This window comes from Dysosmobacter sp. Phy (assembly GCF_054476235.1).
Genome location: NZ_CM136997.1, coordinates 838,889 through 863,879, shown reverse-complemented (window position 1 = coordinate 863,879; position 24,991 = coordinate 838,889). Strand labels below are relative to the sequence as shown.

Here is a 24,991-nt window from a genome sequence, read left to right as displayed (position 1 = left end):
GTCAGCTCACACGATGAAGCCGCCGTCGGCCCCCAGCACCTGGCCAGTGATGAAAGAGGCCTTGTCCGAGGCCAGGAAGGCCACGGCGTGGGCGATGTCCTCCGGCCGCCCCAGGCGGCCCAGGGGCGTCTGCTCCGCCAGGTCCCGCAGAGTCTCCTGGCCCAGGACCTGGACCATATCCGTGTCGATGACCCCGGGGGCCACGCAGTTGACCCGGATGCCCGAGGGGGCCAGCTCCATGGCCAGCGACCGGGTCAGGGCGATGATGGCCGCCTTGGTGCAGGCATAGGCCACCTCGCAGCTGGCGCCCCGGAGGCCCCAGATGGAGGAGATGTTGACGATGGCGCCCCGCTTCTCTGAGAGCATATGGGGCAGCACCGCGCGGATGGTGTTCCGGGCGCCGCCCAGGTTCACCGCCAGATAGCGGTCCCACATTTCGTCGGTGATGTCCTGGAACTGGGCCTGTCCGGCCACGCCGGCGTTGTTGACCAGCAGCGTCACCGGGCCCAGCTCCTTTTCCGTCCGGCGGACCATCTCCGCCACGGCGGTGCCGTCGGCCACGTCCGCCCGGATAGCCACGGCGTCGCTGCCCCCGGCCCGCAGGGCCTCCGCTGCCTGCCGGGCGGCATCCTCGCTGTTCAGATAATTGATGCACACGGCGTAGCCTGCCCGGCCCAGTTCCATCGCCACGGCCCGGCCGATGCCCCGGGAGGCCCCGGTGACCAGTGCGACTTGTCTCATGGATGATTCCTCCTTTTCCCCGCCCGGAGGCGGGACCGGCGGAGCCAGAGGCTCCGCCGGATATCTGCAAAAATTTCAGCCCGGGCGGATTACGCGCCGGGGTTTGCCCCGGCATCGGGCTCCGGAGTGTCCGCGCCGTCGGCATCGGCTCCAGAGGTAGACTGGGAGGGGATATCCGCCTCGCCTTCATCCGGCACCATCACGAATTCCACCAGGCCCACCGGACCCTGGGCCGGATAGTAGGAGATAGTCCAGGGAGGGGCTTCCGTCAGGCCCCGGTCCTGGCGCAGCTGCTCTGCGATGGAACTCACACGCTCCTGGCCGCCCTCGCTCCAGTAGCCGATGCGCACCGCCAGCTCCGTCCGCCCTTCGGTCAGGGCGCTGTCCAGCAGGGCGTACAGCGCCTCGATGCTGGTGGCGTTCACCACCGCCTGGATCTGCTCAGCGGTGCGGCGGTAGCCGATCTGAATGGAAATCTCGTGATAGCCCCGCTGGGCCTGGGCAGTGGTGGCGATGTACTCCACGGCGTAGGCCCCCAGGGGCGTCTCCTGCTGGATCTCCGCCGCGGCCATCTCCAGCGTGTCCGCCACGGTGATCTCATCGCGGTAGTTGTACAGCCGGACGGTGGCGCTCTCGGTGTGCTGGCCGATGAGGATCAGCAGGTCGTTGACGATGTCCTGGTAGTTCTCCGCCCGCAGCGTACCGGCGGCCTCGCTCTCCCAGAATTTGCTGGAGTGGGGCTCTGCCGTGTGGTACTCCCGCTCCAGCAGGGAGCTGCACCCGGTCAGCAGGCACAGGCTCAGGACAAAGGGGATCATCCGGCGTCCGGTCACGGCGGCGCCTCCTCTCCGCTCAGATGCCCCGCCGGCGGCGGGGGTAGGAATTACATGCCCAGGTCCTGGTCCACCAGGATCACTTCCGTCTCCATGCCCATCATGGGGCCCCACAGCGTCACCAGACCCCGGCAGATGCGGTCCGGACTCTTGCAGTCATAGCAGCGGTCGCCCTTGACAGCGCAGGGGGTCTTTTTCCCCAGCCTCCGGGCGTTCTGGGGCCCGGCGATGTTCCGGGCCCGCCACAGTGCCTCCTCACAGGTGGGGGCCAGTTTGTTGCGGCCGATGACGAAGTAGACCTTCTCGTGGCCGAAGAGGGTGGAGGCCACCCGGTTGCCGGCGCCGTCGATGTTGAGGATCTCGCCGGTCTCCGCCAGGCCGTTGGCGGAGGCAAGGTAGATCTGGGCCGCCTGGGCGCTTTTCCGGGCGGCGTTGGGGTCGTCGGACTTCCAGTGCCAGGCCACGGTGTTGTGGCGGCTGAGCAGGTCGTACAGTCCCATGGCGTCCAGCGTCACGGAGCCGCCGAAGCCCACGGTCTTGCCGTCGATGGCACTGTCCAGATAGGCCGCCGCCTCTTCGGCGGTGGCGAAGGTCCTGACGCAGTAGCCCCGCGCCTTGAGGTTCTGTTCCACCGTCTCGAAAATCTTCATGGGTCAGTCCTCCTTTTGATAATCTCCAAATCCCTCGCCCAGCACCTCGTGGGCGTTGCAGACGATCATGAACGCCTGGGGGTCCAGGCTGTGGACCGTGCGCCGCAGCTGCACGATGTCCCGCTGGCGGAAGGCCACCATCAGCACCTGCTTGTCGGCGCCGGAGTAGGCCCCCTGGCCCCGCAGGATGGTGACGCCCCGGTCCTGCTCGGTCAGCAGCACGTCGGCGATGGCGCGCCAGTTGTCCGAGATGATGTAGGCGGTCTTGCAGGTGTCCAGACCGTAGAGCACCGTGTCCATGACCCGGGCGGTGACGAACAGGGCCACCGCGCCGTACAGCGCCGCGGACACCGCGCCGAAGGCCAGGGCCGCCGCCGCCAGGACCACGCCGTCCGGCACCAGCAGCAGCTGGCCCATGGGCAGCCACGGGAACTTCAGCTTCAGGAGCCTGGCCACGATGTCCGTGCCGCCGGTGGTGGCGCCCTGGGAGAACACCAGCCCCAGCCCCAGGCCCAGCAGGGCCCCGCCGCAAAGCGTCGCCAGCATGGGGTCCATGGGCGGGAACTCCCACACCAGGGCAATCAGGTCGATGGCGGCGGAGCTGACGGCCATGGAGAACAGCGACGAGGCCAGCAGGTGGAAGCCGATGAGCCGCCAGCCCGCGATAAACAGCGGGATGTTCAGCACGATGGTCAAAACACCCACCGGCAGTGCCGGGATCAGGACGTTGATGACCTGGGCCGCGCCGGTGATGCCGCCGATGGCCACCTGGTTGGGGGCGAAGAACCAGTCGAAGGCCAGGGCGAACAGCAACGAGCCCACCGCGATCACGGCGTAGCTCTTCAGGGTCTTTTGGATCATGCATTTCCTCCCATATCGTCCAGCAGGCCGATCTGCCGCTCCTCGGTGTCCTCCTGCCGCAGCAGCGCGCCGGCGGCGGGCACGGCCCGCACCCGGTAGCGGCTCTGGTTGGCGATGGGGGTCTCGTCCAGGTAGGCGGCGGTGTCCAGCCGGTATTTGGGCTTGAGGGTCATCACCGCCACGCCCTGGGTGGAGCGGGTGGTCTTGGGAGCCAGCAGGGCAGTGTGGAAGATCAGGCACCGCGGCTCCGTGGAGTAGACAGCCACCTCCCGGTCCTGGTCGATCCGCAGGATGCACTTGAGGGGCGACTTGTCGGAGTAGGCGCCGGTGAGCTTGCGGCGGTTGGAGGTGGTCTTGTAGGCGGTGAGGTCCACCCGGGCCGCCTTGCCGTTTTCAAAGAAGAACAGCAGCGCCCCGGCGTAGTCGGCGCCGGGCAGCACCGCGTAGATCACATTCTCCCCGGCGTCCATGCCCAGCTTGGCGGGCAGGTAGTCGCCCAGGACGCTGGCCTTGGTGTCGTCGAACTCGCTCAGACGGGTCTTGTAGACCTGGCACTGATCGGTGAAGAACATGATCTCGGCGTTGGAGACGGTCTCGAAGCTCTGGCGCAGGCCGTCGCCCTCCTTGAACTTCTGCTCCCCGCTCATGCGCAGGGACTGGGGGGTGATCTTCTTGAAGTACCCCTCTCGGGACAGGAACAGGTGGACCGGATAGGCCTCCGTCTCCTCTTCCTCCTGGTAGACCTCGATCTCGTGGCCGTAGACGATGGAGGTCCGGCGGGGCTCGCCGTACTTTTTCGCAACGGCGTCCAGCTCCTCCACGATGAGCTTCTTCACCCGGCGGGGGTCGTTGAGCGTGTCCTCCAGGTCGGCGATCTCGTCCTGGAGGGCGGCGGTCTCGTTGACCCGCTTGAGGATATACTCCTTGTTGATGTTCCGGAGCTTGATCTCCGCCACATACTCCGCCTGGATCTGGTCGATGCCGAAGCCGATCATCAGGTTGGGGATGACCTCGGATTCCTCCTCGGTCTCCCGGATGATCTTGATGGCCTTGTCGATGTCCAGCAGGATCCGCTTGAGGCCCTTGAGAAGGTGCAGCTTGTCCTGCTTTTTCTTCAGCACGAAGTACACCCGCCGCCGCACGGACTCGGTGCGCCAGGCGGTCCACTCCTCCAAAATCTGCCGCACGCCCAGCACCTTGGGGGTGCCGGCGATCAGCACGTTGAAGTTGCAGGCGAAGGCGTCCTCCAGGGGGGTGAGCTTATAGAGCTTGGTCATCAGCTTGTCGGGGTCCGTGCCCCGCTTGAGGTCGATGGCCAGCTTCAGGCCGGAGAGGTCCGTCTCATCCCGCATGTCCGCGATCTCCTTGGCGCGGCCGGCCTTGATGAGCTCCGCCACCTTGTCCAGAATGGCCTCCACGGTGGTGGAGTAGGGGATCTCGTAGATCTCGATGAGGTTTTCCTCTTTCACATAGCGGTATTTGGCCCGGACCCGGACGCTGCCGCGGCCGGTGTCGTAGATCTCCCGTAATGCCGCGCTGTCGCAGATCAGCTCGCCGCCGGTGGGAAAGTCCGGCGCCAGCAGCGTCTCGGTGAGGTCGCAGTCCGGATTTTTCAGATAGGCGGCGGTGGTCTCGCAGACCTCCCTGAGGTTGAAGCCGCAGAACTGGGAGGCCATGCCCACGGCGATGCCGCTGTTGGCGGAGACCAGGATGTTGGGGAAGGTGGTGGGCAGCAGGGTGGGCTCTTTCATGGTGGAGTCGTAGTTGTCCACGAAATCCACGGTGTCGCTGTCGATGTCCCGGAAGAGCTCCGCGCAGATGGCCGTGAGCTTTGCCTCGGTGTACCGGGGGGCGGCGCAGGACATATCCCGGGAGTAGGACTTGCCGAAGTTGCCCTTGGAGTCCACAAAGGGAGTCAGCAGCGCGCCGTAGCCCCGGCTCAGGCGCACCATGGTGTCGTAGATGGCAGCGTCGCCGTGGGGGTTGAGGCGCATGGTCTGGCCCACGATGTTGGCGGACTTGGTCCGCGCCCCGGTCAGAAGGCCCATCTTGTACATGGTGTACAGGAGCTTGCGGTGGGAGGGCTTGAACCCGTCGATCTCCGGGATGGCCCGGGAGACGATGACGCTCATGGCGTAGGGCATGTAGTTCAGTTCCAGGGTATCGGTGATGGGCTGCTCCACCACCGCGGCGTGGAGGCCCAGAACGTTGGGATTGTTGACTTTTGGCCGGGTTTCCTCCGGCTGCTTCTTTTTTGGCATGGTTTACGATTCCTTCAATGATTTGTTGACGTTGGGTGTATCTGTCCGGCCCAGGAGATAATCCACGGAACAATCCAAGTAGACCGCGATTCGGACCAGATTGGCAGAAGAAACCCTGGAAGAGGGCTTTTCCCGCCATTTGCTGAACAGGCTTTCCGAAATGCCGGTATCTTTTGATATCTTGTAGGCGGTAATATTCCGGGCATCCATAATGGCCAGAATTCTCTCCGTGTGCTCCATTGCGCAAACCTCCGCATGATATAGTATAAGAAATACATGAAAGATTTCAAGCAAAAGATGGTTGACTACTTGAATATATTCAAGCATACTGAGCACATAAAACCATGGGGGGATATCCAATGAACGGGACCTACGAATGGCTGTATGACCGCTATGCGCTGCCCCGGCTGGGGGCTGAACGGGAGGCGGAGGCTGTCAAATCAAAGATCCTGGACCACTGCGCCCCACAGGAGCGGTTTGCCATGAGCGACGCTCTGGAAGATCTGTGCCTCTTGTGGGGAGAGGCGGCGTTCTCCGTTGGACTGCAGCTGGGTCTGCGGCTCATGGCGGGGCAGCGGGCGGATATTCTGGATATTCAATAAGTTCCTCACGAAATATCCGCCATCTCCAGATACTTGTATCCGTTCTCGGCGATGTGGCATTCCCGCCGCCTGGGGCGGCATGAATGCCGCTGCGCGGCAGGACGATTTTGATACGCGCTCACGCGCGGCTCCCGTCGCTCCGCTCGGTCGCGGACCACATCGCACCGGCCGGGTGCTGCCGGGAGGCAGTTACGAGATATCCGCCATCTCCAGGTACTTGTATCCGTTCTCCGCGATGTGATCCTTCCGCCCCTGGAGGTTGTCGCCCAGCAGCAGGTCAAAGACCGCCGCCGTGCGCTCCACGTCCTCCGGCATCACCCGGATCAATCGCCGGGTCTCCGGGTTCATGGTGGTCAGCCACATCATGTCCGGCTCGTTCTCGCCCAGGCCCTTGGAGCGGTCCACCTTGAACTTCTTGCCCTCCAGGGTCTTGACGATGTCGTTTTTCTCCTTGTCGGAGTAGGCGAACCAGGTTTTCTCGCCGCTGTTGATCTCAAAGAGGGGGGTTTCGGCGATGTAGACGTACCCCTCCCGGATCAAGGTGGGGGTCAGGCGGTAGAGCATAGTCAAAATCAGCGTGCGGATCTGGAAGCCGTCCACGTCACCGTCGGTGCAGATGATGACCTTGTTCCACCGCAGGTTCCCCAGGTCGAAGGCCGCCATGTCCTTGACGTGCTTGTTCTGGACCTCCACGCCGCAGCCCAGGACCTTGATGAGGTCCGTGATGATCTCGGATTTGAAGATGCGGGCGTAGTCGGCCTTCAGGCAGTTCAAGATCTTGCCCCGGACCGGCATGATGCCCTGGTACTCCGCGTCCCGGCTCTGCTTGACGCTGCCCAGGGCGCTGTCGCCCTCCACGATATAGATCTCCCGCTTGTCCGGGTCCTTGGACCGGCAGTCCACGAACTTCTGGACCCGGTTGGCGATGTCGATACTGCCGGAGAGCTTCTTCTTGATGTTCAGCCGCTGCTTCTCCGCGCTTTCCCGGCTGCGCTTGTTGATGAGCACCTGCTCGCCGATCTTCTCAGCGTCGAAGGGGTTCTCGATGAAGTAGATCTCCAGGTTGGACCGGAGGAACTCCGTCATGGCCTCCTGGACGAACTTGTTGGTGATGGCCTTCTTGGTCTGGTTTTCGTAGCTGGTCTGGGTGGAGAAGTTGTTGGACACCAGCACCAGGCAGTCCTCGATGTCCGCCCAGGTGACCTTGCTCTCGTTTTTCTGATACTTGCCCTGGTCCCGCAGGTACTTGTCCACCGCGGAGACGAAGGCGGATTTGGTGGCCTTTTCCGGGCTGCCGCCGTGCTCCAGCCAGCTGGAGTTGTGGTAGTGCTCGATGACGTTGACCTTGTTGGAAAAGCAGACAGCCGTACTGAGCTTTACCTTATACTCCGGCTTGTCCGCCCGGTCCCGGCCCTTCTTCTCCGCCTGCCAGAACACCGGCGCGGTGAGAGCGCCCTCGCCGGCCAGCTCCGAGACATAGTCGGCGATGCCGTTTTCGTACAGGAACTCCGTCTCCTCGAACTGGCCCGGCTCCGTCTCGTTGCGCAGGCGGAAGGTGATGCCGGCGTTGACCACCGCCTGACGCTTCATCACGTCGGCGAAGTACTCCGCCGGGATGGCGATGTCGGTGAACACGTCCAGGTCCGGCAGCCACCGGGTCCGGGTGCCGGTCTTTTTGACCTGGGACTTGGGCAGGGGGGTCTTTTCCAGCTGGCCCACCAGCTCGCCCCGCTCGAAGTGGAGGTGGTACTCAAAGCCATCCCGCCAGACGGTCACATCCATGTAGCGGGAGGCGTACTGGGTGGCGCAGGCGCCCAGGCCGTTGAGGCCCAAGGAGTACTCGTAGTTGTCGCCGGAGAGGTTGTCGTACTTGCCGCCGGCGTAGAGCTCACAGTACACCAGCTCCCAGTTGTAGCGCTGCTCCTTCTCGTTCCAGTCCACCGGGCAGCCCCGGCCCATGTCCTCCACCTGGATGGAGCGGTCGGCGAAGCGGGTGACGGTGATGGTCTTGCCATGGCCCTCCCGGGCCTCGTCGATGGAGTTGGAGAGGATCTCGAACACCGCGTGCTGGCAGCCGTCCAGCCCGTCGGAGCCAAAAATGACGCCGGGCCGCTTGCGCACCCGGTCCGCGCCCTTCAGGGCAGAAATGCTGTCGTTGCCGTAATCCTGTTTCTTGGTTGCCATTGGTTCCTCCGTGAAAGGCGCAAATGCGCCTAAGATTCCATAATATCGCTATTGTAGCACAACGCCCCCCGGGGTTCAAGGGCGCCGCCAAAAAGCCGCCCCTTCCGCCCGGTTTCTGTTTCTTTTCCGGTTTTCCCGGAAAAGGTTGTTGCGTAAAATTTCCCATAACAGGGCCGTCACCCGGGGAAGGGGTTGATTATCAAGGTTTTGCACAGTTTCCACAGAGTTATCCACACCGTTATGTCAACTACATAACTGCGGAAAAAAGTTCGACCTCTTTTTTCGGAGGCTTTTGGGCGGATGTTGCATTTGCCATCTTGTAAAACGGCGAAAGCGTGGTATCCTATCATCAAAGAGAGATGGGAGTTCCGAAAGGGACTCTGCAATAAAAGGAAAAAGGAGAATTGCCATGAAATTCTATATCTGCCGCCGCTGCGGAAACATCGTCACCAAGCTCACCTCCTCCAAGGTGCCCCTGCACTGCTGCGGGCAGCCCATGGAGCTGCTGGAGGCCGGCGTCACCGACGCCGCCGTGGAGAAGCACGTCCCTGTGGTCACCGTGGAGGGCAATCTGGTGAAGGTGGCCGTGGGCTCTGTGGCCCATCCCATGGTGGAGGAGCACTTCATCCAGTGGGTAGCCGTGGAGACCGAGCGGGACGCTCTGGTCCACTGGTTCCATCCCGGCGAGGCCCCGGAGGCGGTGTTCGCCCTGGCTCCCGGCCAGCAGGTGAAGGCGGTCTACGAGTACTGCAACCTCCACGGCCTGTGGAAGAAGGAACTGTAAGCCTGTAAGCAAAAAGCGCCCCCGGTGCACAGCACCGGGGGCGCTCGGCTTGCCAAATAGAGAGGGAAAACCTGCGCGGCGGGAAGGAAGAAAGTTACGAAAGAAACCCAGGAGGGGTGTCTTTCGTGTTCAATCATAAGTTTTTTGAACGTTCAAAAAACTTGCTCAGAGCGGCGAAAAGTCTTTTTTGCCGCTCTGAGCGCCCCCGGTGCACAGCACCGGGGGCGTGTTTTCACGGCTGGGAAGAGGCGTATTGGGAGAAGGGGGTGACGTCCAGGTCGGTGCCGGAGGCCATCCAGCCGTCCCCCAGGGCCAGGGCTTCGGCCTGGGAGATCTCCAGCTCCGGCCGCGGCGCCGTCTCCCAGATGGCGGCCACATCCTCCGGGTCGGTCAGGTGGAGCCACAGGCACTCCGCGGCCTGGGGGTCGTCGCTGGGCCAGGAGTGCAGACCCTCCACCGGCACCAGGTACCCCTCCGCTGACGGGTCGAAGCGGTATTTGATGTAGACGCTGTTGCAGGAGCCGCCGGAGCCGTCGTTGTAGATGAATCCGTCCCGTCCGGCCACGTACCGGTTCCGCTCCCAGCCCTCCAGGGCCGGGACCGCCCGGCCGTCCTCGGCGGCGTAGAGGGCGAAGAAGTAGCCTGCTTCCAGGTTCCAGGCCTCGCCGCTGGCCGCAGTCCAGCCCAGCAGCAGTTCCTCCGTGCCGTCTCCGTCCAGATCGGCCCGGGCGAAGCCCACCCCGTCCAACAGGCCGTCGGTCTTTCTCTCCCAGGACCAGAAGGGATTGACCAAAATGTTGTAAGCCAGCAGGTCGGAGCCCTCATTTTCCCAGTGCTCCGGATCGGCCTGCCGAGCGCTCAGGGCCTCCCGGTAAGCTTCCAGCAGTGACGGATAGGGGTCCTCCGCTGTTTCCTGCGGCGGTTCAGAGACGGCGCCGGACGGGGGCGGCTCCTCTGGCGCGGCATCTGTTCGGGCGGGCCCGCAGGCACAGCACAGCACGGCCAGCACCATCGCCAGCAGCGCGGCCAGGGTCCGCCGCGGGGCGGAGGGGAGGGAATGGTCTGATTTGGCCGTGTGCAAAGATTTCATAGGCGCCTCCCGGTCGAATTGAGATCACCCTCAGTGTAGCACGGCAAAAGACGGCCGGCAAGGGCTCGGACAGGAAAAAGCCCGCCCCGGGAGAGGGCGGGCAAAGAGGCATCAGCCCCGGCCCAGCAGCATCAGGACCACGCCGTACACCACGCTGGCGGCGGTGCCGAACACGATCACCGGCCCCGCCACCAGGAACATCTTGGCGGCCATGCCGGTGATGAGTCCCTCGCTCTTGAAGTCGATGGCCGGGGATACCACGGCGTTGGCAAAGCCCGTGATGGGCACCAGGGTGCCGGCGCCGCCGAACCGGGCCAGCTTGTTGTAGAGGTTCAGCCCCGTCAGCAGGGCGGAGAGAAACACCAGGGAACAGGAGGTGGCGGTGCCCGCCGCCTCCTTGTCCAGCCCGGCGGCGGCCCAGCCGTTCTGGATCAGCTGGCCCAGCACGCAGATGGCGCCGCCGATGCAGAAGGCCAGGGCCGTGTCCCGGAGGATGGGGGACTTTTTGGCTTTCTGCTTGACGTAGGCCTTGTATTCCTGGGGAGTCATATCCATGAAAACGCCCTCTTTTCAAGTGTTTTCCATAGGGTGCCCGGGGCCGGAGAGAAATATGCGCCTTGCAAAGCCGGGCGGAAGGGGGTATCATGGTGGGCGATCAACAAGGGAGGACACCGCTATGAGACAAGCCGCGCCGGAGAAAAAGCCCCTGGGGCTGTATATCCACATCCCCTTCTGCAAGCGCAAGTGCGCCTACTGCGACTTCTACTCCCTGGCGGGGGCGGAGGGCCGGATGGACGACTATGCCGACGCCCTGTGCGCCCACCTGACGGAGCAGGCCGCCTACCTCACCGGCTACCGGGTGGACACGGTGTACTTCGGCGGCGGGACGCCCAGCTATCTGGGCGCCAAGCGGCTGGAAAAGATCCTCAGGACCGTGTTCAAGCGGTTCGGGGTGGCGAAGGACGCGGAGATCACTCTGGAGGCCAATCCGGACTCCGCCGGGGACCGGCGGGAGCTGAAGCGGCTGCGGAAGGCCGGGTTCAACCGGCTGTCCCTGGGGATGCAGTCCGCCGACGGGGCGGAGCTGGAGGAGATCGGCCGGATCCACACTCCGGAGCAGACCGCCGCTGCCGTGGAGGCGGCGAGAAAGGCGGGCTTTGACAATTTGTCCCTGGACCTCATTTACGGCCTGCCCCATCAGACCGGGGAGCGTTGGATGGAAAACCTCACCGCCGCCGCGGACCTCTCGCCGGAGCACCTTTCCTGCTACGGCCTCAAGGTGGAGGAGGGCACGCCCCTCTATCTGCGCCGGGACACGGCGGACCTGCCCGGGGACGAGGCCCAGGCGGAGATGTACCTGCGGACCGTGGAGGCCCTGGCCCGGCGGGGATACGCCCAGTACGAGATCTCCAACTTCGCAAGGCCCGGACGGGAATCCCGCCACAACCTGAAATACTGGACCCTGGGGGAGTACGCGGGCTTCGGGCCCGGGGCCCACTCGGACCTGGGCGGTGTCCGCTACGCCTACGCCCGGGATCTGGAGGGATACATCCGGGGCGTCCGGGCCGGGGCGCCCATGCTGTCGGAGCGTGAGGCCATCCCGCCCATGGACCGGGACACGGAGTGGGTGATGCTGGGGCTGCGCACCGTCCGGGGCCTGGACCCGAGGGAGTTTGAAAACCGCTTCCGCCGCCGCTTCTCCTGCTTTGCGCCGCTGCTGGACCAGTGCGCCCGGGCGGGCTACGCCGTGGAGACCGAGGGGCGCTGGCACCTGACGCCGGAGGGCTTCCTGGTGTCCAACCAGATCATCGGCCGGATGCTGGAGCTTCTCGCGGAGGACAAGCGCCGCCGGGCGGAGGCCGCCGCCAGGGGGGACTTCCGGGTGCAGCTGGACTGAGAGGAAAAAACAGGGAGGGCAGCGCCCTCCCTGTTTTTTTACCGCTCCGCCGAAATGGCGTTGACCGGACAGCCGTTGGCGGCGTCAAAGGCCCGGTTCTCCTCCGCCCTGGAGGACGGCTGGGCGATCACCACCGACGCGCGCCCCTCCACCCGGAACACCCCCGGAGCTGCCGCCGCGCACATGCCGCAGCCGATGCAGCGGCCGGGATCCACCGTGACGACCATGGAACTCCTCCTTTCCCCGCCGGAACCGCACCGGGTCCGGGGGACTTCTGAGCCCATTGTAATACACCGGCGGCCCTACTCCAAGTGCTTTTTTTCAGAAGTGGAAACTTTTTTCTGCCCTTCTCCGTCGAAAAGAGCGGGCGGAGCCTCTGGGAGATCCCGCCGAAGCTGGGGATTTTTTGTTTCCGGTTTGGCATTTACTTTCCAATCGCTTTGTGCTATTCTGTATAGGATTATGTAGACCAACCCCTTTTTCAAGATTTTGGAGGCACGCTATGAAACGATTTCTGCGCAAGACCCTTTCCCTGTTTTTGGCGGTCACCTTGCTCTGCTCCCTTGGGATCAGCGCCGCCGCATCCGAGGCTCTGGGCGAGGACCTGACCGCCAAGGACACCCTGCTCAACCAGCAGACCCAGCTGTCCACCAACGTGTTCTGGAGCACCGCCTACTCCGATCTGCGGACGGAGAACCTGGTGACCTACATGCCCAACGCCGCCGTGACGCCCATGATCACCCTCGGCGGCACCCTGACCTCCCGGTCCACCGTCTCCGCCGCCGCCAAGGGGCTGGAGGCCCAGGGCTACCGGGTGGTGGCCGGCATCAACGGCGACTTCTACAACACCTCCACCGGCCTGCCCATCGGCATTGTGGTCTCCCAGGGCAAGCTGATCAGCAGCGACGCCGGGTATTACGCCATCGGCTTCCGCGCAGACGGCACCGCCATCCTGGGCAAGCCCGGCGTAAAGATCAGCGCGGACCTGGGCTATACTTTGGACGACGGTACCGGCTTCGCTACCCAAGTGATCCGCAGCGTCACCGGCGTCAACAAGGCCCGGGTCTCCACCGGCGGCATCTACCTCTATACCTATGAGTTCAACGACCGCCATACCACCGGAAATACCGAGGCCGGTGTGGACGTGCTGTGCACCATCGTGGACGGCGCCCTCTCCATCGGCTCCACCGCCACGCTGCGGGTGGATCAGGTGATCGAGGCGACTGCTGCCACCGCCATCGGTCCCGACCAGGTGGTCCTCTCTGCCAACAACCTCTCCGACGTCTATTATACCAACGCCCTGCGCAACGTTCCCGTTGGCAGTACGGTCACCCTGACCCTCACCGGCAACAGCGGCTGGGAGGAAGTGCAGTACGCAGTGGGCGCGCTGTACTCCCTGGTGGAGAACGGCTCCGTGGTCTCCGGCCTGCCCAGCGGCGTGAATCCCCGGACCGCCGTGGGCGTCAAGGGAGACGGTACCGTGGTGTTCTACACCATTGACGGGCGCAAGTCCGGCCACTCCATCGGCGCCTCCATGACTCAGGTGGGCCAGCGGATGGTCGAACTGGGCTGTGTCACGGCGCTGTGCCTGGATGGCGGCGGCTCCACCACCCTGGCCGTCACCGCGCCGGATGAGACTACCGCCTCCACGGTCAACGTTCCCTCCGACGGCGGCGAGCGCTCCGTCACCAACCACCTGTTCCTGGTGGCTCCCAGCCAGCCCTCCGGCCAGCTGAGCCATTTCTATGTCAGCGCCGACAACGACTATGTCCTGGCGGGCAGCAAGGTCACCATCTCTGCCGCCGCCATTGATACCAACTACATCCCCATGTCCGGCAGCTACACCCTCAGTGCCTCCGCCGGCACGGTGGAGGGCGATGTTCTCACCACGCCCGCCTCCGGCGGCGATGTCACCGTCACCGCCTCCAGCGGCGGCAAAAGCGGCTCCACGGTGGTCCACGCCATCACCACGCCGGACAGCATCACCGTCCGGGACAGCAAGTCCAACGCCGTCACGGCGCTGAACGTGGCGCCCGGCTCCGCCACCACCCTCACCGCCTCCGCCGTCTACCGGCACCTGGCCCTGAAGGCGGATCCGGAGGCCTTCACCTGGACCGTCACCGGCAACATCGGCACCGTGGACGCCAAGGGCGTCTTTACCGCCACCACGCCCGGCACCGGCACCATCACCGTCTCCGCCGGCGGCAAGAGCGCCACGGTGAACGTCACCGTCTCCACGCTGACGCTGCAGACCGTGGAGGACTTTGAGGGAACCACCACCATCTTCCGCGGCAGCGGCAGCAACATGGACTTCAGCCTCAACCACAGCGCCGACACCGTGAAGCTGGGCCGGGGCTCCGCCAAGGTGGACTACACCCTGGCTGACGACGGCACCGGCACCTATGTTGCCCGGTGGCAGGCGGGCAACGCCACGGAGATCTCCAACCAGGTCTACACCGCTTTGAGCATGTGGGTCTACGGCGACGGCTCCGGCAATACCCTGTCCCTGCTGTACAGCAGCGGCGCCCAGGGCGACCTGGCCCAGGACATCGCCGTGCTGGACTTCACCGGCTGGAAGCAGGTGACGGTCTCCACCGCCGGAGAGGACTTTGCCATCCAGGGCCTGCAGGTCCGGGGCGCTGCGGCCGGCACCGGCACCGTGTACCTCGATCAGATCGTGGCCACCTTTGACAACGTGCTGGACAACGCTGTGCCTCAGATCACTCTGACCCCCGGCGGCGAGACCCTGACCGCCGCCATCTCCGACGCCGTGGACGGCGTGCTGCCCCAGTCCAGCATCTCCGTCACCTGGGACGGAGCAGCCCAGAACTTCACGTACAGCGCCGAGAGCGGCGTGCTGACCACCTCCGTGGTCTCCGACGGCAAGCCCCACCGGATCACCGTCACCGCCCGGGACGCCTCCGGCAATATCGGCCGGGCCTCCTACGACGTGCCCACCGCCGCCGACTGGACGCCGGTGTTCACCGACACCCAGGGCTACTGGGCGGCCGCCTACGTGGATTACCTGTACAACGCCAACATCACCACCGGCTACGCCGACGGCACCTTCCGCCCGGACCAGAACATCACCCGGGCCCAGTTCGCCGCCATGCTGTACCGGTATCTGGGCCTGGAGGAGAGCGCCTACGCCGACGTGACGCTGCCCTTCGCCGACCTGGCCTCCATCCCGGACTACGCCCTGGCGGCGGTCAAGGCCCTGTACACCGAGGGCATCATCAACGGCTCCACCGGCTCCGACGGGCGGCTGTACTTCAACCCCGGCTCCAACCTGACCCGGGCCCAGGCGGCCACCATGATCGGCCGCACCCAGGCCAAGGGCTACGCCACCGTGGAGCTGACCTTCACCGACGCCGGATCCATCCCCGCCTACGCCACCTACTACATTCAGACCATGGCGGCCCAGGGGGTCATCAGCGGCTACGCCGACGGCAGCTTCAAGCCCCAGGCCAACATCACCCGGGGCCAGATGGCCAAGATCCTCTACAACCTCATGTGACCCGCGTTTTACAAAGGCCCGCCGTCTCCGGACGGCGGGCCTTTTCCGGCCGCTTCGGAGAAAAGGGCCTCTTTTCACAACCTGTACTTGCATTTTGACCGGGGGTGTGATATGATGCTTTTCAATTACACGGCCCAATGCGGCCGGGAAGGGAATCGTGAGCGCGCGTGGACCAACCTCCGCCTGCACAGCCTCGAATATGTGTGAATGTTGAAAGGACAGCCGGACCTCTGAGGGGGTAGACTGCCCTTTTTCGCGTTTCCCTGAAATTTTGATCGTTTTGGAGTGATGATTTCCCCCATGGACAGTTCCAGTATCAGCATGATCGTGGCCATCGCCCTGCTGGTGATGATGTCGGCCTATTTCTCCGCCACGGAGACGGCCTTTTCCTGCATGAACAAGATCCGGATGAAGAACCGGGCGGATGCCGGGGAGCGCAAGGCCGTTCTGGCCCTGGCCCTGGCGGAGGATTTTGACCGCCTGATCTCCACCATCCTTATTGGCAACAACATCGTCAATATCACCGCCACCACCATCGGCACGGTGCTCTTCACCAAGCTGTTCCGGGAGTATGGCCCCACGGTCTCCACGGTGGTATTGACATTGGTGGTGCTGATCTTCGGCGAGATCTCCCCCAAGAGCATCGCCAAGGAGAACGCCGAGTCCTTCGCCATGCTCTCTGCGCCGCTGCTGCGGGTGCTGCTGGTGATTTTGCGGCCGCTGAACTTCCTGTTCACCCAGTGGAAGCGGCTTTTGAACCTGGTGTTCCGCCCCTCCGGGGATACAGGCATCACCGAGGAGGAGCTCATCACCATGGTCTCCGAGGCGGAGAACGAGGGCGGCCTGGACCAGCATGAGAGCCAGCTGATCCGCTCCGCCATCGAGTTCGGCGACCTGGAGGCCGGGGACATCCTGACCCCCCGGGTGGACATCGTGGCGGTGGAGGACTCCGCCACCATGGACGAGATCGCCGCCACCTTCGCCGAGAGCGGCTACTCCCGCCTGCCGGTGTATCATAAGGACGTGGACGACATCGTGGGCGTCATCCATGAAAAGGACTTCCACGCCGCCCGCTACCGGGGCCAGAGCGATATCTCCGGCTGTGTCGCCCCGGTCCACTATACGACGGGCAACGCTGAGCTGGGTGACCTCTTGCGGGTCCTTCAGAAGAAAAAGACCCACATGGCCATCGTGGTGGATGAGTACGGCGGCACCGAGGGCCTGGTGACCCTGGAGGACATCCTGGAGGAGCTGGTGGGCGAGATCTGGGATGAGCACGACGAGGTCATTGAGTCCTTCCGCAAGCAGGAGGACGGGACCTATCTCATCGCCGCCGGCGCCGACCTGACGGATCTGTACGATCTGTTCTCCCTGTCCGGTGACTGCGACGCCAGCACCGTCTCCGGCTGGGTGATCCAGGAGCTGGGCCGCCTGCCCCAGGTGGGGGACCACTTCCGCGCCCAGGGTCTGGACGTGACCGTCACCCGGGTGGATCACCGTCGGGTGCTGGAGATCCGGGTCCGGGTCCTGCCGGAGGAGGAACTCCAGGAGGAGCTGGCCCACAGCGGCGAGGAACACTGAACATAGAGGAGCCCGCCGCCTTTCCGGCAGCCCGGAAATGGCGGCGGGCCTTTTTCTGAAAGGAGCGCATATGCACGTCTATTCCGCGGGACAGTGGGTCCTGCTGTTTTTCCTCTATTGCTTCCTGGGCTGGGTGTGGGAGAGCTGCTATGTCTCCGTCTGCCGCCGCCAGTGGGTGAACAGGGGGTTCCTCCACGGGCCGCTGCTGCCCATTTACGGCAGCGGCGCCATTCTGATCCTGTTTGTGACGCTGCCGGCGGAGGAGAACCTGTGGCTGGTGTGGCTGTTGGGCATGATCGCCGCCACGGCGCTGGAGTATGTGACCGGCGATGTGATGGAGCGGCTGTTCAAGGTCCGCTACTGGGACTACTCCAAAAAGCGGTTCAACCTCAACGGACATATCTGCCTGAGCAGCTCCATCGCCTGGGGCTTCTTCTCCATTCTGCTGGTGCGCTTTCTCCACCCGCCGGTGGGGCGGCTGCTGACCAGCGTACCTGCCTTCCTGGTGGACCCGGCGGCCCTGGCCCTGACGGCGGCCTTCACCGTGGATGTGGTCCGCTCCACCCAGGCCGCTCTGGACCTGCGGGAGATCCTCACCCGGCTCACCGAGGAAAACGAGGAGCTGCGGCGGATCGCCAAGCGCGTGGAGGTGGTCTCCGCCTTTGCCGAGGATGACCTGCGCCGTTTCCGGGAAAAGACCGAGGTGGAGAAGCTGCTGCTCCAGGAGCGCCTGGAGAGCGCCCGGACCCAGCGGAAGCTGCGCCGCCGGGAGGCCCTGGAGGAGTCCCTGCGCCGCCGGACCTCGGCCAAGCTGAAGGCCCTGCGCAACATCGCCCAGGCCCTGGAGGCCTATCAGGCCCGGCTGGAGAGCGAGCTGACCGGCGAGGCCCTGGAGCGCCGCCGGGCGGAGATCGGCGAGGCCCTGGAGAAGCTCCGGGACCGGGAGGCCGCCGTCCGGGCCCGGACCGAGCGGACCTACCGCCAGGCCGTGCGCATCCTGCGGGGCAACCCCACCGCCAGCAGCGGCGGGCGGCTGTCCGAGGCTCTGGAGTCCCTGCGCAGGCTGAGCGACGGGGACCGGGACTGATGGATCAAAAAAATCCGTTTCCGCTTTCGCGGAAACGGATTTTTTCATGCTCACAGACCGGAGAGGTCGAAGTCCGGGGTGTACTCCTCCTTTGCGGAGGTGCGCTCCTGGGTGTAGCCGTCGGTGATGCCGCAGTTTTCCATGTAGGCCACAGCGGCCCGGTACTCCGCCTTTGTCACGTGGCGGCGGAGGTTCCCCTGGGCGCCGGGCTGAGGGGTGTACTGGCTCATGAGGGAGAAGAGCACCTGTCCCGGTGCAAAGGTCTCCGCCACCCAATCGATGCAGCGGCGGGTGTTCTCCAGCTCGCCCGGCAGCAGCAGGTGGCGGATCAGCACGCCCCGCTTCAGCTGCCCGCCCTCCATCACATAGGGACCGGTCTGGCGGAACATCTCCCAAATGGCGGCGCTGGCCCAGTCGAAGTAGTCCGCCGCGCCGGAGTATTTCCGGGCGGGCTCCGCCAGGGCGTATTTCAGGTCCGGCAGGTACACCTGGACCTTGCCCGTAAGCAGCCGCAGGGTCTCGGGCTTTTCGTAGCCGCTGCTGTTCCAAACCACCGGCACCGGCCATTCCCCGTCCCCCAGGGCCTCCGCCACGGCGGGCGTGAAGTGGGTGGGGGTCACCAGGTCCAGGCAGGCGGCGCTCCGGTCCACCAGGGATTGAAACACCGCCCGCAGCTCCGGCACGGTCAGGGGCTTGCCGAAGCCCTCCTGAGAGATGACGCCGTTCTGGCAGAAGCGGCAGCGGAGGTTGCAGCCGGAGAAGAACACGCAGCCCGCCCCATGGCTGCCCACCAGGCACGGCTCCTCCCACTGGTGCAGCATGGCCTTGGCCGCCACGGGGGCTGACGGCATGGCGCAAAGGCCCCCGGCCTGGTCTGCGGTCCGCTCCGCACCGCAGCTTCGCGGGCACAGACGGCAGATCATAGGCGGTCTACGTCGAAGTCCGGGCCCAGGTCCCCGGCCATCCAATGCCGGCGGCACAGGCCGATGTACTGGTCGTTGGCCCCCAGGACCACCTGCTCGCCCTCCTTGAGGACCTTGCCGCTGCGGTCGAAGCGGGCGTTGAAGGTGGCCTTTCGGCCGCACCAGCACACGGTCTTGACCTCCTCCAGCTTGTCCGCCATGACCAGCAGGGCCTCGCTGCCGGGGAACAGGTCCCCCTTGAAGTCTGCCCGCAGGCCGTAGCAGATCACGGGGATGCCCAGGTCGTCCACCAGGCCCACCAGATACATGACCTCCTCGCGGGTGAGGAACTGGGCCTCGTCCACGATGACGCAGGCATTTTGCTGCAATTCCATGACGGACAGGGCCCGGAGTTCGTCGAAGTAGATGCAGGGGTAGGTGAGGCCGATCCGGGAGACCACCATGTGGTCCCCGTCCCGGGTGTCGATCCGGGGCTTCACCAGGAGCGTCTTTTGGCCCCGCTCCTCATAGTTGAAGCGGGTCATCAGGGCGTTGGCGGTCTTGCTGGAGCCCATGGCTCCGTATTTGAAATAAAGCTGTGCCATCGGTCAGTCTTCTTCCTCTCTCATATTTGCCTGGTCCGCGTACCGGCGGAGCTCTTCTTCATATGCCGCCTGGGGTGCGTCCTCATTCGCTTCCTCGGGCAGGTCCAGCACCAGTTTCCGGCAGGCTTTGCAGGTCCAGGCGATCTTGTAGTCGCACCAGAAGGTGCCGTCGCCCTGGAGGTACAGGGTGTCCTCCGGGTCCATCAGGCGCAGTCCGCCGGGGCGCCGGCGCACCAGGCGGACGGCATCCCGTCCGCCCACCAGATAGCCCGGCTCCATCTCTCCTCCGCACCAGGGGCAGGGGATGGGCGCCGGCGGCGTCTCCCGCAGGGCCTTTTCCGCCTTCCGGTTCTCATTCCAGGTCCGCAGGTCCTCCAGAAGCCCCGTGTCCGGGTCCCGGTCCTCCGTATCCGGCTGCGGCGCGGGGCGCCGCTTCTCCGGGTCAATATCCCAGGGGTCCTCGCTCTTTTTCCAAAAGGCCATCTTACTTCCGTCCTTTCGCCTGCTGGGCATACCGCAGGAACTCGTCCCGGCACTCCTCCGTGGACGGGCGGGCTTCCTCAGACAGCTGGGCCACCAGGCGGCGGCAGGAGGGGCAATACCAGCAGCGCTTGTACGCCGTGGTGATGCCTTCGTCGCTGACGTACAGCTCCTTCCCGGCGGACAGAGCCCCCAGGATGGCGCCGGGCCTGCGGTCCACCCAGCGGATACTGTCTCCGGAATAGAGGTAGCCCGGCTCCATGTCCGTTTGGCACCAGGGGCAGGTCAGGGCATCGGCCGTCTCCCGGGAAGCGCCGTTTGCAGCGGTCATCGTTCTTCCTCCTCACTCTGATCCGGCTCCTCCCGGGCCTGGCGGACGTGGTCGGAAAAGAGGGTTCCGCTCCGCCGGGGCAGGAAGGGGATGGGCTCCGGCGTCTTGCGGCCGCGGTAGTAGCACCACAGCCACAAAAAGCACCAGATCAGCTTGCGCACCAGCAGCGCCAGCAGGGCGATGCCCAGGATGTTGATGAGCTCCACGACCTCACCCCTCCCGGCCGTTCCCGCCCTCCGGCGGCTGGTCCTCCTCCACGTCCTCGTAGTCCACGGTGTACACCGGGCCGTGGAACGTGGGCTCCTTGGGGGGCTTCTGCCCGCCGGAGGGACCGCCGCCCCGGCGGCTCCGGCGAATCAGCCAGATCACCAGCAGGATCAGCAAAATGGGCAATATGAGACGCAAAATAACCATTATCATGTGTAAAAGCATCAGCGGCAGGCCTACCAGCAGACCCATTGGTTACTCCTCCTTCCAGCCGTTCGGACGGCACAGCCACCCGGTGGACGGCGGATATGGTGTTTCAAATCTGGGGTCCACGCCCCAGGCGGCGGCGATGTCCAGCACGTCCTCCTCGCCGGGCTGGCGGTCCGCATCCTGCCCATCTTGCGCAGGAAAGGCGCCGAAGCCCAGCGCCTGCTCCTCCGGTGTCAACGCGCCGGTATTGCGGAGGACCCTGCCGTCCTCCGTGCAATACGCCCGCAGGCAGCGGCCCGCCTTGTACCGGGCCCAGCAGTAAGAGGAGGAGACCCGGTGGCTGGCAAAGTACTGCACCTCCGGAAACTGCGCCGCCAAGGCGTTCAGTTCCTCCTGGCGCTCTGCCAGCGCAAAAAGCCCGTCTCCCACGGCCAGCACGAAGCCGTCCAGCACCGGGGAGACGAAGACCCATCCCCCGGACTGCGCCTGGGCCGCCGCCAGCCCGGTGGTCCAGTTGGCGCTTTGCCGCAGACCGGGCCGGAGGGCGGAGATGACCGGCTCCGGGCTGCCGCAGCGCAGGGCCAGCCAGGCGGTCTTGCAGCCGAAGGACACCGGTCCGTCCGGCTCCCGGCAGGGCGCCGGAACGGGCGGCGCCGGGCGGTCGCTTTTGGAGCGGTCCGCCGTGATAGTCCCGCCGTAGACGCCCAGGTCCCGCAGCTGGCGGACCAGCTTCCGGTGCCGCCGCCATGCCCGGACCTTTTCGGCCAGCCGCCGTGCCGGCCGGAAGAGAAGCAGGACCAGCAGGAGCCTCATGGCGCAGCCTCCCTCAGGATCTCCATGGCCTGGGCGTAATACCGGGCGAAGGCCGAGGGCACCGCGTGGGCCGCCAGGGCCGCTTCGTCCGCCCAGAAAAAGTCCTCCGGCCCGTCTCCGGACACCTCCAGAGCGTAGCCGGTCATGTGCCACTCCACGTGGGTGAAGATGTGCTTGGCCGTCAGGCGGCTGCGCCAGACCCGGGGCGTCAGGCCCCAGGCGAAAACCGCCGCTCCGGCGGCGGGCTCGTCCAGCGCGCCCTCGGCGTTGGGAAACTCCCAAAGGCCCGCCAGCAGCCCCCTGTCAGGCCGCCTCCGCAGGGCCACCCGGCCCTGCCGCAGCAGCAAAAAGACCGTTTTCTCCTCCGTGCGGCGGGCCTTCTTGGCCCGCTTTACCGGCAGGGCCTCCGCCGTGCCCCGCATTCGACCCAGGCACAGCTCCCGCACCGGGCAGGCCTCGCACCTGGGCGGCCCGTTCGGGACGCAGACCGTGGCGCCCAGCTCCATGGTGGCCTGGTTGAAGATGCGGATGTCCTCTGCCGTCTCCGGCATCACTGCCTGGAGGGCGTCCCGGACGGTCCGCTTGACCCTGGGGTCCGCGATGTCGTCATGGCAGTCCGTCAGCCGGGTGAAGATCCGCAGGACGTTGCCGTCCACCGCCGCCTCCCGGGCGCCGAAGGCCGCCGAGGCGATGGCGCCGGCGGTGTACTCCCCGATGCCCGGCAGAGCCAGCAGGCCCTGGAAGGTGTCCGGAAAGGCGCCCCGCTCCGCCACGATCCGGGCGGTTTTCTGGAGGTTTCGGGCCCGGCTGTAATATCCAAGGCCCTCCCACAGCTTCATCAGCCGGTCCTCCGGCGCGGCGGCCAAAGCCTCCACCGAGGGGAAGGCCGCGAGAAACCGGGCGTAGTAGCCCAGCACCGCCGCCACCCGGGTCTGCTGGAGCATGATCTCCGACACCCAGATCCGGTAGGGATCCGCCGTCCGGCGCCAGGGCAGGTCCCGGGCGTTTTGGCGGTACCAGGCCAACAGGGGGGCGGGCAGGGCTGGCAAAATCTTTTCGGTTGTCAGCTTCATGTCGCACATGCTATGATTGTACCACATCCCGCCGCCGCTTCCCACCCCTTGGCGGGAAAATTTCTGAAACCCCTTGACTTTCCCCTTTGTGGAAGGTATACGATAAGCACGGAAAGGGGGCGAGAGCCCTTGAAAATTAATGAGGTGGAGGCCCTGGTGGGCATCACCAAGAAGAACATCCGCTTCTACGAGGCCGAGGGTTTGCTGGCGCCCCGGCGCAACAGTGAAAACGGCTACCGGGACTACGGCGAGACGGAGGTGGAGGTCCTGCGGCGGATCAAGCTGCTGCGCAAGCTGGGACTGCCTCTGGAGGAGATCCGGCAGATGCTCTCCGGTACCCACACCGTGGGAGACGGGATGCGCCGCCATCTGGTGACGCTGGAGCGTGAGCAGAAGAACCTGGAGCAGTCCATGGCCCTGTGCCGCCGTCTGAAAGACCGGGAGGAGCCTCTCGCCGCCCTGGACGCCCAGGCGCTGCTGTCGGAGATGGAGGCTTTGGAGCACCAGGGCGCCACTTTCCTCAACCGGCAGACCGGCGACGCCCGGCGGCTGCGCTACGTGGCTCCGGCGGTGGTGACGGTCATCATGGTGGCCTTTATGGCCAGCTTGATGGCCCTGATGATCTGGGGCTTTACCACCGATGCCGACCAGGCCCCGCCGCTGCCCCTGGTAGTGGTGCTGGTGGCGATTCCCGGGATCGTCATTCTGGGGGTGCTGCTGGCCCTGATCCAGCGGGTCCAGGAGATCGAGAAAGGGGAGATCGACGATGCGCGGAAATACTGACCGGCGCCGGGGCGCCCTGGGGGCGGTGATTGCCGCCGCGGGCACGGCTTTGGTTGTGGTGCTGTTCATCGGCTCGCTGCTGTGGGTCATGCTGGAGGAGGGACCGGTCCCCGCCGCCGTGGGCATCATGATCGTCTACGGCCTCTTCGGCGCGGCGGTGGTGATCGGCGTGTTCGCGGCCATGTTCCAGCGGCTGCGGGAGATCCGGAAGGGGGAGGAAGAGAATGCCCGAAAGTATTGAAGCGAAGCAGGCCCGCCGAAAGCGGGAGGCGGTCCGGGGCGTGGTGCTGTTCGCCGTGCTCCAGGCGGCCTGCGTGGCGGGGTTCGCGGCTCTGTGCTGGATCCCGGACCTGCCCCGGTGGCTCATTTATCTGTTTGCGGCCCTGGCCGTATTATGCGTGATTCCCGTGCCGATCGCCCTGGCGGCGCTTCGGCAGAGGTTCAAGGAAATTGAAGGAGGAGAATTAGATGCTGCTGGTCAATATTGATTACATTCCCGGAAAGGAATTCGAGGTTTTGGGTCTGGTGAAGGGCACCGTGGTCCAGTCCAAGAACTTCGGCAAGGACTTCATGGCGGGCATGAAGACTCTGGTGGGCGGCGAGATCACCGGCTACACGGAGATGCTCAACGAGGCCCGTCAGATCGCCGTCAAGCGGATGGTGGACGAGGCGGAGGCCCTGGGCGCCGACGCCGTTATCAACATCCGCTACGGCTCCTCCTCCGTCATGCAGGGCGCGGCGGAGGTCATCGCCTACGGCACGGCGGTCAAGTACCGGTGATGCGCGTCACTTATCTGGGCCACAGCGGCTTTCTGGCGGAGCTGGAGGGCGTGAGATTGCTCTTTGACTGGTGGAAGGGGGAGCTGCCGGCCCTGCCGGCGGGAAAGCCCCTGGCGGTCTTTGCCAGCCACCGCCATCCGGACCACTTCGATCCCCGGATCTTCTCTCTGGACGGGCCGGACACCCGTTTCCTCCTGGGCAAGGGCATCCGCCTGACGGACCGGAACCGGAGCCGCTGGGGCCTGGACGCGGCCGCCGCAGGGCGGTGCCGCGTCCTCTCCGGCGGCGAGACGGCGGAGATCTTCCCCGGCGTCAGCGTGGAGACCCTGCCCTCCACCGACGAGGGCGTGGCCTTTCTGGTGACTGCGGAGGGACAGACCGTCTTTCACGCCGGGGACCTGAACTGGTGGCACTGGGAGGGGGAGGACCCCGCCTGGAACCGGAACATGGAGGCGGATTTCCGGCGGTACGCCGAGCCCCTTCGGGGGCGGCGGATCGACCTTGCCATGCTGCCCCTGGATCCCCGGCTGGGGGAGGACGGCTTCCGGGGTCCCAGGTACTTCCTGGACCTGGCGGACATCCGCCGGATGCTCCCCATGCACCAGTGGGACGACTACGGCTTCACCGCCGCCTTCCTGGCCCGGTATCCGCAGTTTGCGGACCGGACCATGCCGGTCACGGGACCGGGCCAGGTTATTTCCCTGTGACGGAAAAAGCAC

Annotated in this window: 29 protein-coding genes; 11 read left to right on the top strand and 18 right to left on the bottom strand. The window is 65.3% G+C overall.

All coding sequences use genetic code 11. The features are described from left to right. Nucleotides 1-6: 6 nt before the first annotated feature. The 6 genes from ymfI to ACVDHE_RS04305 form a co-directional block, all read right to left on the bottom strand. Nucleotides 7-741 carry an elongation factor P 5-aminopentanone reductase gene (gene ymfI, locus ACVDHE_RS04330; protein WP_458885721.1) on the bottom strand — a complete coding sequence of 245 codons (735 nt, stop codon included), beginning with the start codon at nt 739-741 and terminating at the stop codon, nt 7-9. Between the two features lie 89 nt (nt 742-830). After that, on the bottom strand, nt 831-1,574 hold the full coding sequence (locus ACVDHE_RS04325; RefSeq protein ID WP_418726107.1) for a hypothetical protein: 744 nt from the start codon (nt 1,572-1,574) through the stop codon (nt 831-833). 50 nt (nt 1,575-1,624) lie between these two features. Further along, a complete protein-coding gene (locus ACVDHE_RS04320) occupies nt 1,625-2,224 on the bottom strand; it encodes a lactate utilization protein (RefSeq protein ID WP_418726108.1) in 600 nt (199 codons plus the stop codon). A 3-nt stretch (nt 2,225-2,227) separates the two neighbouring features. Continuing rightward, nucleotides 2,228-3,085 (bottom strand): YitT family protein, encoded by an 858-nt coding sequence (locus tag ACVDHE_RS04315; protein ID WP_458885720.1) that lies wholly within the window; start codon nt 3,083-3,085, stop codon nt 2,228-2,230. After that, on the bottom strand, nt 3,082-5,346 hold the full coding sequence (locus tag ACVDHE_RS04310; protein WP_458885719.1) for a DNA gyrase subunit A: 2,265 nt from the start codon (nt 5,344-5,346) through the stop codon (nt 3,082-3,084). The genes ACVDHE_RS04315 and ACVDHE_RS04310 overlap by 4 nt, the downstream gene beginning before the upstream one ends. A 3-nt stretch (nt 5,347-5,349) precedes the next feature. Beyond that, complete coding sequence (locus tag ACVDHE_RS04305; RefSeq protein WP_458885718.1) at nt 5,350-5,586, bottom strand: helix-turn-helix domain-containing protein; 237 nt, start codon at nt 5,584-5,586, stop codon at nt 5,350-5,352. A 119-nt stretch (nt 5,587-5,705) separates the two neighbouring features. Here ACVDHE_RS04305 and ACVDHE_RS04300 point away from each other — a divergent pair, with 119 nt between their 5' ends. Next, a complete protein-coding gene (locus ACVDHE_RS04300; protein ID WP_458885717.1) occupies nt 5,706-5,948 on the top strand; it encodes a hypothetical protein in 243 nt (80 codons plus the stop codon). 189 nt (nt 5,949-6,137) lie between these two features. Here the strand turns inward: ACVDHE_RS04300 and ACVDHE_RS04295 are convergent, their stop codons facing one another. Beyond that, complete coding sequence (locus tag ACVDHE_RS04295; protein ID WP_213036992.1) at nt 6,138-8,132, bottom strand: DNA gyrase/topoisomerase IV subunit B; 1,995 nt, start codon at nt 8,130-8,132, stop codon at nt 6,138-6,140. Between the two features lie 403 nt (nt 8,133-8,535). Between ACVDHE_RS04295 and ACVDHE_RS04290 the strand changes: the two genes are divergently transcribed. Further along, on the top strand, nt 8,536-8,916 hold the full coding sequence (locus tag ACVDHE_RS04290; protein WP_325226169.1) for a desulfoferrodoxin family protein: 381 nt from the start codon (nt 8,536-8,538) through the stop codon (nt 8,914-8,916). Between the two features lie 232 nt (nt 8,917-9,148). Here the strand turns inward: ACVDHE_RS04290 and ACVDHE_RS04285 are convergent, their stop codons facing one another. Both ACVDHE_RS04285 and ACVDHE_RS04280 read right to left on the bottom strand, forming a co-directional pair. Then, a complete protein-coding gene (locus ACVDHE_RS04285) occupies nt 9,149-10,006 on the bottom strand; it encodes a hypothetical protein (RefSeq protein ID WP_458885716.1) in 858 nt (285 codons plus the stop codon). Nucleotides 10,007-10,117: 111 nt separating this feature from the next. Then, nucleotides 10,118-10,561: a SpoVA/SpoVAEb family sporulation membrane protein gene (locus ACVDHE_RS04280; protein ID WP_458885714.1), complete on the bottom strand. Its 444-nt coding sequence runs from the start codon at nt 10,559-10,561 to the stop codon at nt 10,118-10,120. Nucleotides 10,562-10,682: 121 nt separating this feature from the next. Between ACVDHE_RS04280 and hemW the strand changes: the two genes are divergently transcribed. Continuing rightward, nucleotides 10,683-11,903, top strand: coding sequence for a radical SAM family heme chaperone HemW (gene hemW / locus ACVDHE_RS04275; protein WP_458885713.1), 1,221 nt, complete (start codon nt 10,683-10,685; stop codon nt 11,901-11,903). Between the two features lie 38 nt (nt 11,904-11,941). Here the strand turns inward: hemW and ACVDHE_RS04270 are convergent, their stop codons facing one another. Next, on the bottom strand, nt 11,942-12,130 hold the full coding sequence (locus ACVDHE_RS04270; protein WP_213036988.1) for a ferredoxin: 189 nt from the start codon (nt 12,128-12,130) through the stop codon (nt 11,942-11,944). Between the two features lie 275 nt (nt 12,131-12,405). On the opposite strand from ACVDHE_RS04270, the gene ACVDHE_RS04265 reads away from it, so the two are divergent. From ACVDHE_RS04265 to ACVDHE_RS04255, 3 genes are all read left to right on the top strand, one after another. Next, entirely contained in the window at nt 12,406-15,420 is a 3,015-nt protein-coding gene (locus tag ACVDHE_RS04265) for an S-layer homology domain-containing protein (RefSeq protein WP_458885712.1), read from the top strand. 300 nt (nt 15,421-15,720) lie between these two features. Next, the gene (locus ACVDHE_RS04260) at nt 15,721-17,001 is read left to right on the top strand and encodes an HlyC/CorC family transporter (protein WP_458885711.1); all 1,281 of its coding nucleotides are present in this window, start codon (nt 15,721-15,723) and stop codon (nt 16,999-17,001) included. Nucleotides 17,002-17,071: 70 nt separating this feature from the next. Further along, complete coding sequence (locus tag ACVDHE_RS04255) at nt 17,072-18,088, top strand: putative ABC transporter permease (protein WP_458885710.1); 1,017 nt, start codon at nt 17,072-17,074, stop codon at nt 18,086-18,088. Between the two features lie 50 nt (nt 18,089-18,138). Here ACVDHE_RS04255 and ACVDHE_RS04250 read toward each other — a convergent pair whose 3' ends face one another. From ACVDHE_RS04250 to mutY, 8 genes are read right to left on the bottom strand one after another with little or no spacing between them, the layout of a single operon-like run. Beyond that, nucleotides 18,139-19,011 (bottom strand): radical SAM protein, encoded by an 873-nt coding sequence (locus tag ACVDHE_RS04250; protein ID WP_458885709.1) that lies wholly within the window; start codon nt 19,009-19,011, stop codon nt 18,139-18,141. Beyond that, the gene (locus tag ACVDHE_RS04245; RefSeq protein WP_325226109.1) at nt 19,008-19,595 is read right to left on the bottom strand and encodes a thymidine kinase; all 588 of its coding nucleotides are present in this window, start codon (nt 19,593-19,595) and stop codon (nt 19,008-19,010) included. Before ACVDHE_RS04245 ends, ACVDHE_RS04250 begins: the two co-directional genes overlap by 4 nt. Nucleotides 19,596-19,598: 3 nt before the next feature. Next, nucleotides 19,599-20,078: a PF20097 family protein gene (locus tag ACVDHE_RS04240; protein WP_418724797.1), complete on the bottom strand. Its 480-nt coding sequence runs from the start codon at nt 20,076-20,078 to the stop codon at nt 19,599-19,601. Nucleotide 20,079: 1 nt separating this feature from the next. Further along, nucleotides 20,080-20,406, bottom strand: a complete 327-nt coding sequence (locus tag ACVDHE_RS04235) for a PF20097 family protein (RefSeq protein WP_458885708.1) — start codon at nt 20,404-20,406, stop codon at nt 20,080-20,082. Then, nucleotides 20,403-20,612 carry a hypothetical protein gene (locus ACVDHE_RS04230; RefSeq protein ID WP_213036980.1) on the bottom strand — a complete coding sequence of 70 codons (210 nt, stop codon included), beginning with the start codon at nt 20,610-20,612 and terminating at the stop codon, nt 20,403-20,405. Before ACVDHE_RS04230 ends, ACVDHE_RS04235 begins: the two co-directional genes overlap by 4 nt. 4 nt (nt 20,613-20,616) lie before the next feature. Beyond that, nucleotides 20,617-20,865, bottom strand: a complete 249-nt coding sequence (locus ACVDHE_RS04225) for a hypothetical protein (protein WP_458885707.1) — start codon at nt 20,863-20,865, stop codon at nt 20,617-20,619. Between the two features lie 3 nt (nt 20,866-20,868). Then, nucleotides 20,869-21,636, bottom strand: a complete 768-nt coding sequence (locus ACVDHE_RS04220; protein ID WP_458885705.1) for a hypothetical protein — start codon at nt 21,634-21,636, stop codon at nt 20,869-20,871. Beyond that, entirely contained in the window at nt 21,633-22,736 is a 1,104-nt protein-coding gene (mutY, locus tag ACVDHE_RS04215; RefSeq protein ID WP_458885704.1) for an A/G-specific adenine glycosylase, read from the bottom strand. The genes ACVDHE_RS04220 and mutY overlap by 4 nt, the downstream gene beginning before the upstream one ends. A gap of 102 nt (nt 22,737-22,838) precedes the next feature. Here mutY and ACVDHE_RS04210 point away from each other — a divergent pair, with 102 nt between their 5' ends. From ACVDHE_RS04210 to ACVDHE_RS04190, 5 genes are read left to right on the top strand one after another with little or no spacing between them, the layout of a single operon-like run. After that, the gene (locus tag ACVDHE_RS04210) at nt 22,839-23,492 is read left to right on the top strand and encodes a MerR family transcriptional regulator (RefSeq protein WP_325226091.1); all 654 of its coding nucleotides are present in this window, start codon (nt 22,839-22,841) and stop codon (nt 23,490-23,492) included. Then, nucleotides 23,476-23,733: a hypothetical protein gene (locus ACVDHE_RS04205; RefSeq protein ID WP_418724793.1), complete on the top strand. Its 258-nt coding sequence runs from the start codon at nt 23,476-23,478 to the stop codon at nt 23,731-23,733. Before ACVDHE_RS04210 ends, ACVDHE_RS04205 begins: the two co-directional genes overlap by 17 nt. After that, nucleotides 23,717-23,980, top strand: coding sequence for a hypothetical protein (locus ACVDHE_RS04200; RefSeq protein ID WP_325226088.1), 264 nt, complete (start codon nt 23,717-23,719; stop codon nt 23,978-23,980). The genes ACVDHE_RS04205 and ACVDHE_RS04200 overlap by 17 nt, the downstream gene beginning before the upstream one ends. After that, on the top strand, nt 23,961-24,272 hold the full coding sequence (locus ACVDHE_RS04195) for a YbjQ family protein (RefSeq protein ID WP_213036973.1): 312 nt from the start codon (nt 23,961-23,963) through the stop codon (nt 24,270-24,272). The genes ACVDHE_RS04200 and ACVDHE_RS04195 overlap by 20 nt, the downstream gene beginning before the upstream one ends. Beyond that, entirely contained in the window at nt 24,272-24,979 is a 708-nt protein-coding gene (locus ACVDHE_RS04190; RefSeq protein ID WP_458885703.1) for an MBL fold metallo-hydrolase, read from the top strand. The genes ACVDHE_RS04195 and ACVDHE_RS04190 overlap by 1 nt, the downstream gene beginning before the upstream one ends. Nucleotides 24,980-24,991: the final 12 nt, after the last annotated feature.

Excerpts from the sequence above, each read along its gene's own strand:
- ymfI (WP_458885721.1), bottom strand. The coding sequence starts at position 741 with ATGAGACAAGTCGCACTGGTCACCGGGGCCTCCCGGGGCATCGGCCGG.
- ACVDHE_RS04320 (WP_418726108.1), bottom strand. The coding sequence starts at position 2,224 with ATGAAGATTTTCGAGACGGTGGAACAGAACCTCAAGGCGCGGGGCTAC.
- ACVDHE_RS04315 (WP_458885720.1), bottom strand. The coding sequence starts at position 3,085 with ATGATCCAAAAGACCCTGAAGAGCTACGCCGTGATCGCGGTGGGCTCG.
- ACVDHE_RS04310 (WP_458885719.1), bottom strand. The coding sequence starts at position 5,346 with ATGCCAAAAAAGAAGCAGCCGGAGGAAACCCGGCCAAAAGTCAACAAT.
- ACVDHE_RS04305 (WP_458885718.1), bottom strand. The coding sequence starts at position 5,586 with ATGGAGCACACGGAGAGAATTCTGGCCATTATGGATGCCCGGAATATT.
- ACVDHE_RS04300 (WP_458885717.1), top strand. The coding sequence starts at position 5,706 with ATGAACGGGACCTACGAATGGCTGTATGACCGCTATGCGCTGCCCCGG.
- ACVDHE_RS04295 (WP_213036992.1), bottom strand. The coding sequence starts at position 8,132 with ATGGCAACCAAGAAACAGGATTACGGCAACGACAGCATTTCTGCCCTG.
- ACVDHE_RS04285 (WP_458885716.1), bottom strand. The coding sequence starts at position 10,006 with ATGAAATCTTTGCACACGGCCAAATCAGACCATTCCCTCCCCTCCGCC.
- ACVDHE_RS04280 (WP_458885714.1), bottom strand. The coding sequence starts at position 10,561 with ATGGATATGACTCCCCAGGAATACAAGGCCTACGTCAAGCAGAAAGCC.
- hemW (WP_458885713.1), top strand. The coding sequence starts at position 10,683 with ATGAGACAAGCCGCGCCGGAGAAAAAGCCCCTGGGGCTGTATATCCAC.
- ACVDHE_RS04270 (WP_213036988.1), bottom strand. The coding sequence starts at position 12,130 with ATGGTCGTCACGGTGGATCCCGGCCGCTGCATCGGCTGCGGCATGTGC.
- ACVDHE_RS04265 (WP_458885712.1), top strand. The coding sequence starts at position 12,406 with ATGAAACGATTTCTGCGCAAGACCCTTTCCCTGTTTTTGGCGGTCACC.
- ACVDHE_RS04260 (WP_458885711.1), top strand. The coding sequence starts at position 15,721 with ATGGACAGTTCCAGTATCAGCATGATCGTGGCCATCGCCCTGCTGGTG.
- ACVDHE_RS04255 (WP_458885710.1), top strand. The coding sequence starts at position 17,072 with ATGCACGTCTATTCCGCGGGACAGTGGGTCCTGCTGTTTTTCCTCTAT.
- ACVDHE_RS04250 (WP_458885709.1), bottom strand. The coding sequence starts at position 19,011 with ATGATCTGCCGTCTGTGCCCGCGAAGCTGCGGTGCGGAGCGGACCGCA.
- ACVDHE_RS04245 (WP_325226109.1), bottom strand. The coding sequence starts at position 19,595 with ATGGCACAGCTTTATTTCAAATACGGAGCCATGGGCTCCAGCAAGACC.
- ACVDHE_RS04240 (WP_418724797.1), bottom strand. The coding sequence starts at position 20,078 with ATGGCCTTTTGGAAAAAGAGCGAGGACCCCTGGGATATTGACCCGGAG.
- ACVDHE_RS04235 (WP_458885708.1), bottom strand. The coding sequence starts at position 20,406 with ATGACCGCTGCAAACGGCGCTTCCCGGGAGACGGCCGATGCCCTGACC.
- ACVDHE_RS04225 (WP_458885707.1), bottom strand. The coding sequence starts at position 20,865 with ATGGGTCTGCTGGTAGGCCTGCCGCTGATGCTTTTACACATGATAATG.
- ACVDHE_RS04220 (WP_458885705.1), bottom strand. The coding sequence starts at position 21,636 with ATGAGGCTCCTGCTGGTCCTGCTTCTCTTCCGGCCGGCACGGCGGCTG.
- mutY (WP_458885704.1), bottom strand. The coding sequence starts at position 22,736 with ATGTGGTACAATCATAGCATGTGCGACATGAAGCTGACAACCGAAAAG.
- ACVDHE_RS04205 (WP_418724793.1), top strand. The coding sequence starts at position 23,476 with ATGCGCGGAAATACTGACCGGCGCCGGGGCGCCCTGGGGGCGGTGATT.
- ACVDHE_RS04200 (WP_325226088.1), top strand. The coding sequence starts at position 23,717 with ATGCCCGAAAGTATTGAAGCGAAGCAGGCCCGCCGAAAGCGGGAGGCG.
- ACVDHE_RS04195 (WP_213036973.1), top strand. The coding sequence starts at position 23,961 with ATGCTGCTGGTCAATATTGATTACATTCCCGGAAAGGAATTCGAGGTT.
- ACVDHE_RS04190 (WP_458885703.1), top strand. The coding sequence starts at position 24,272 with ATGCGCGTCACTTATCTGGGCCACAGCGGCTTTCTGGCGGAGCTGGAG.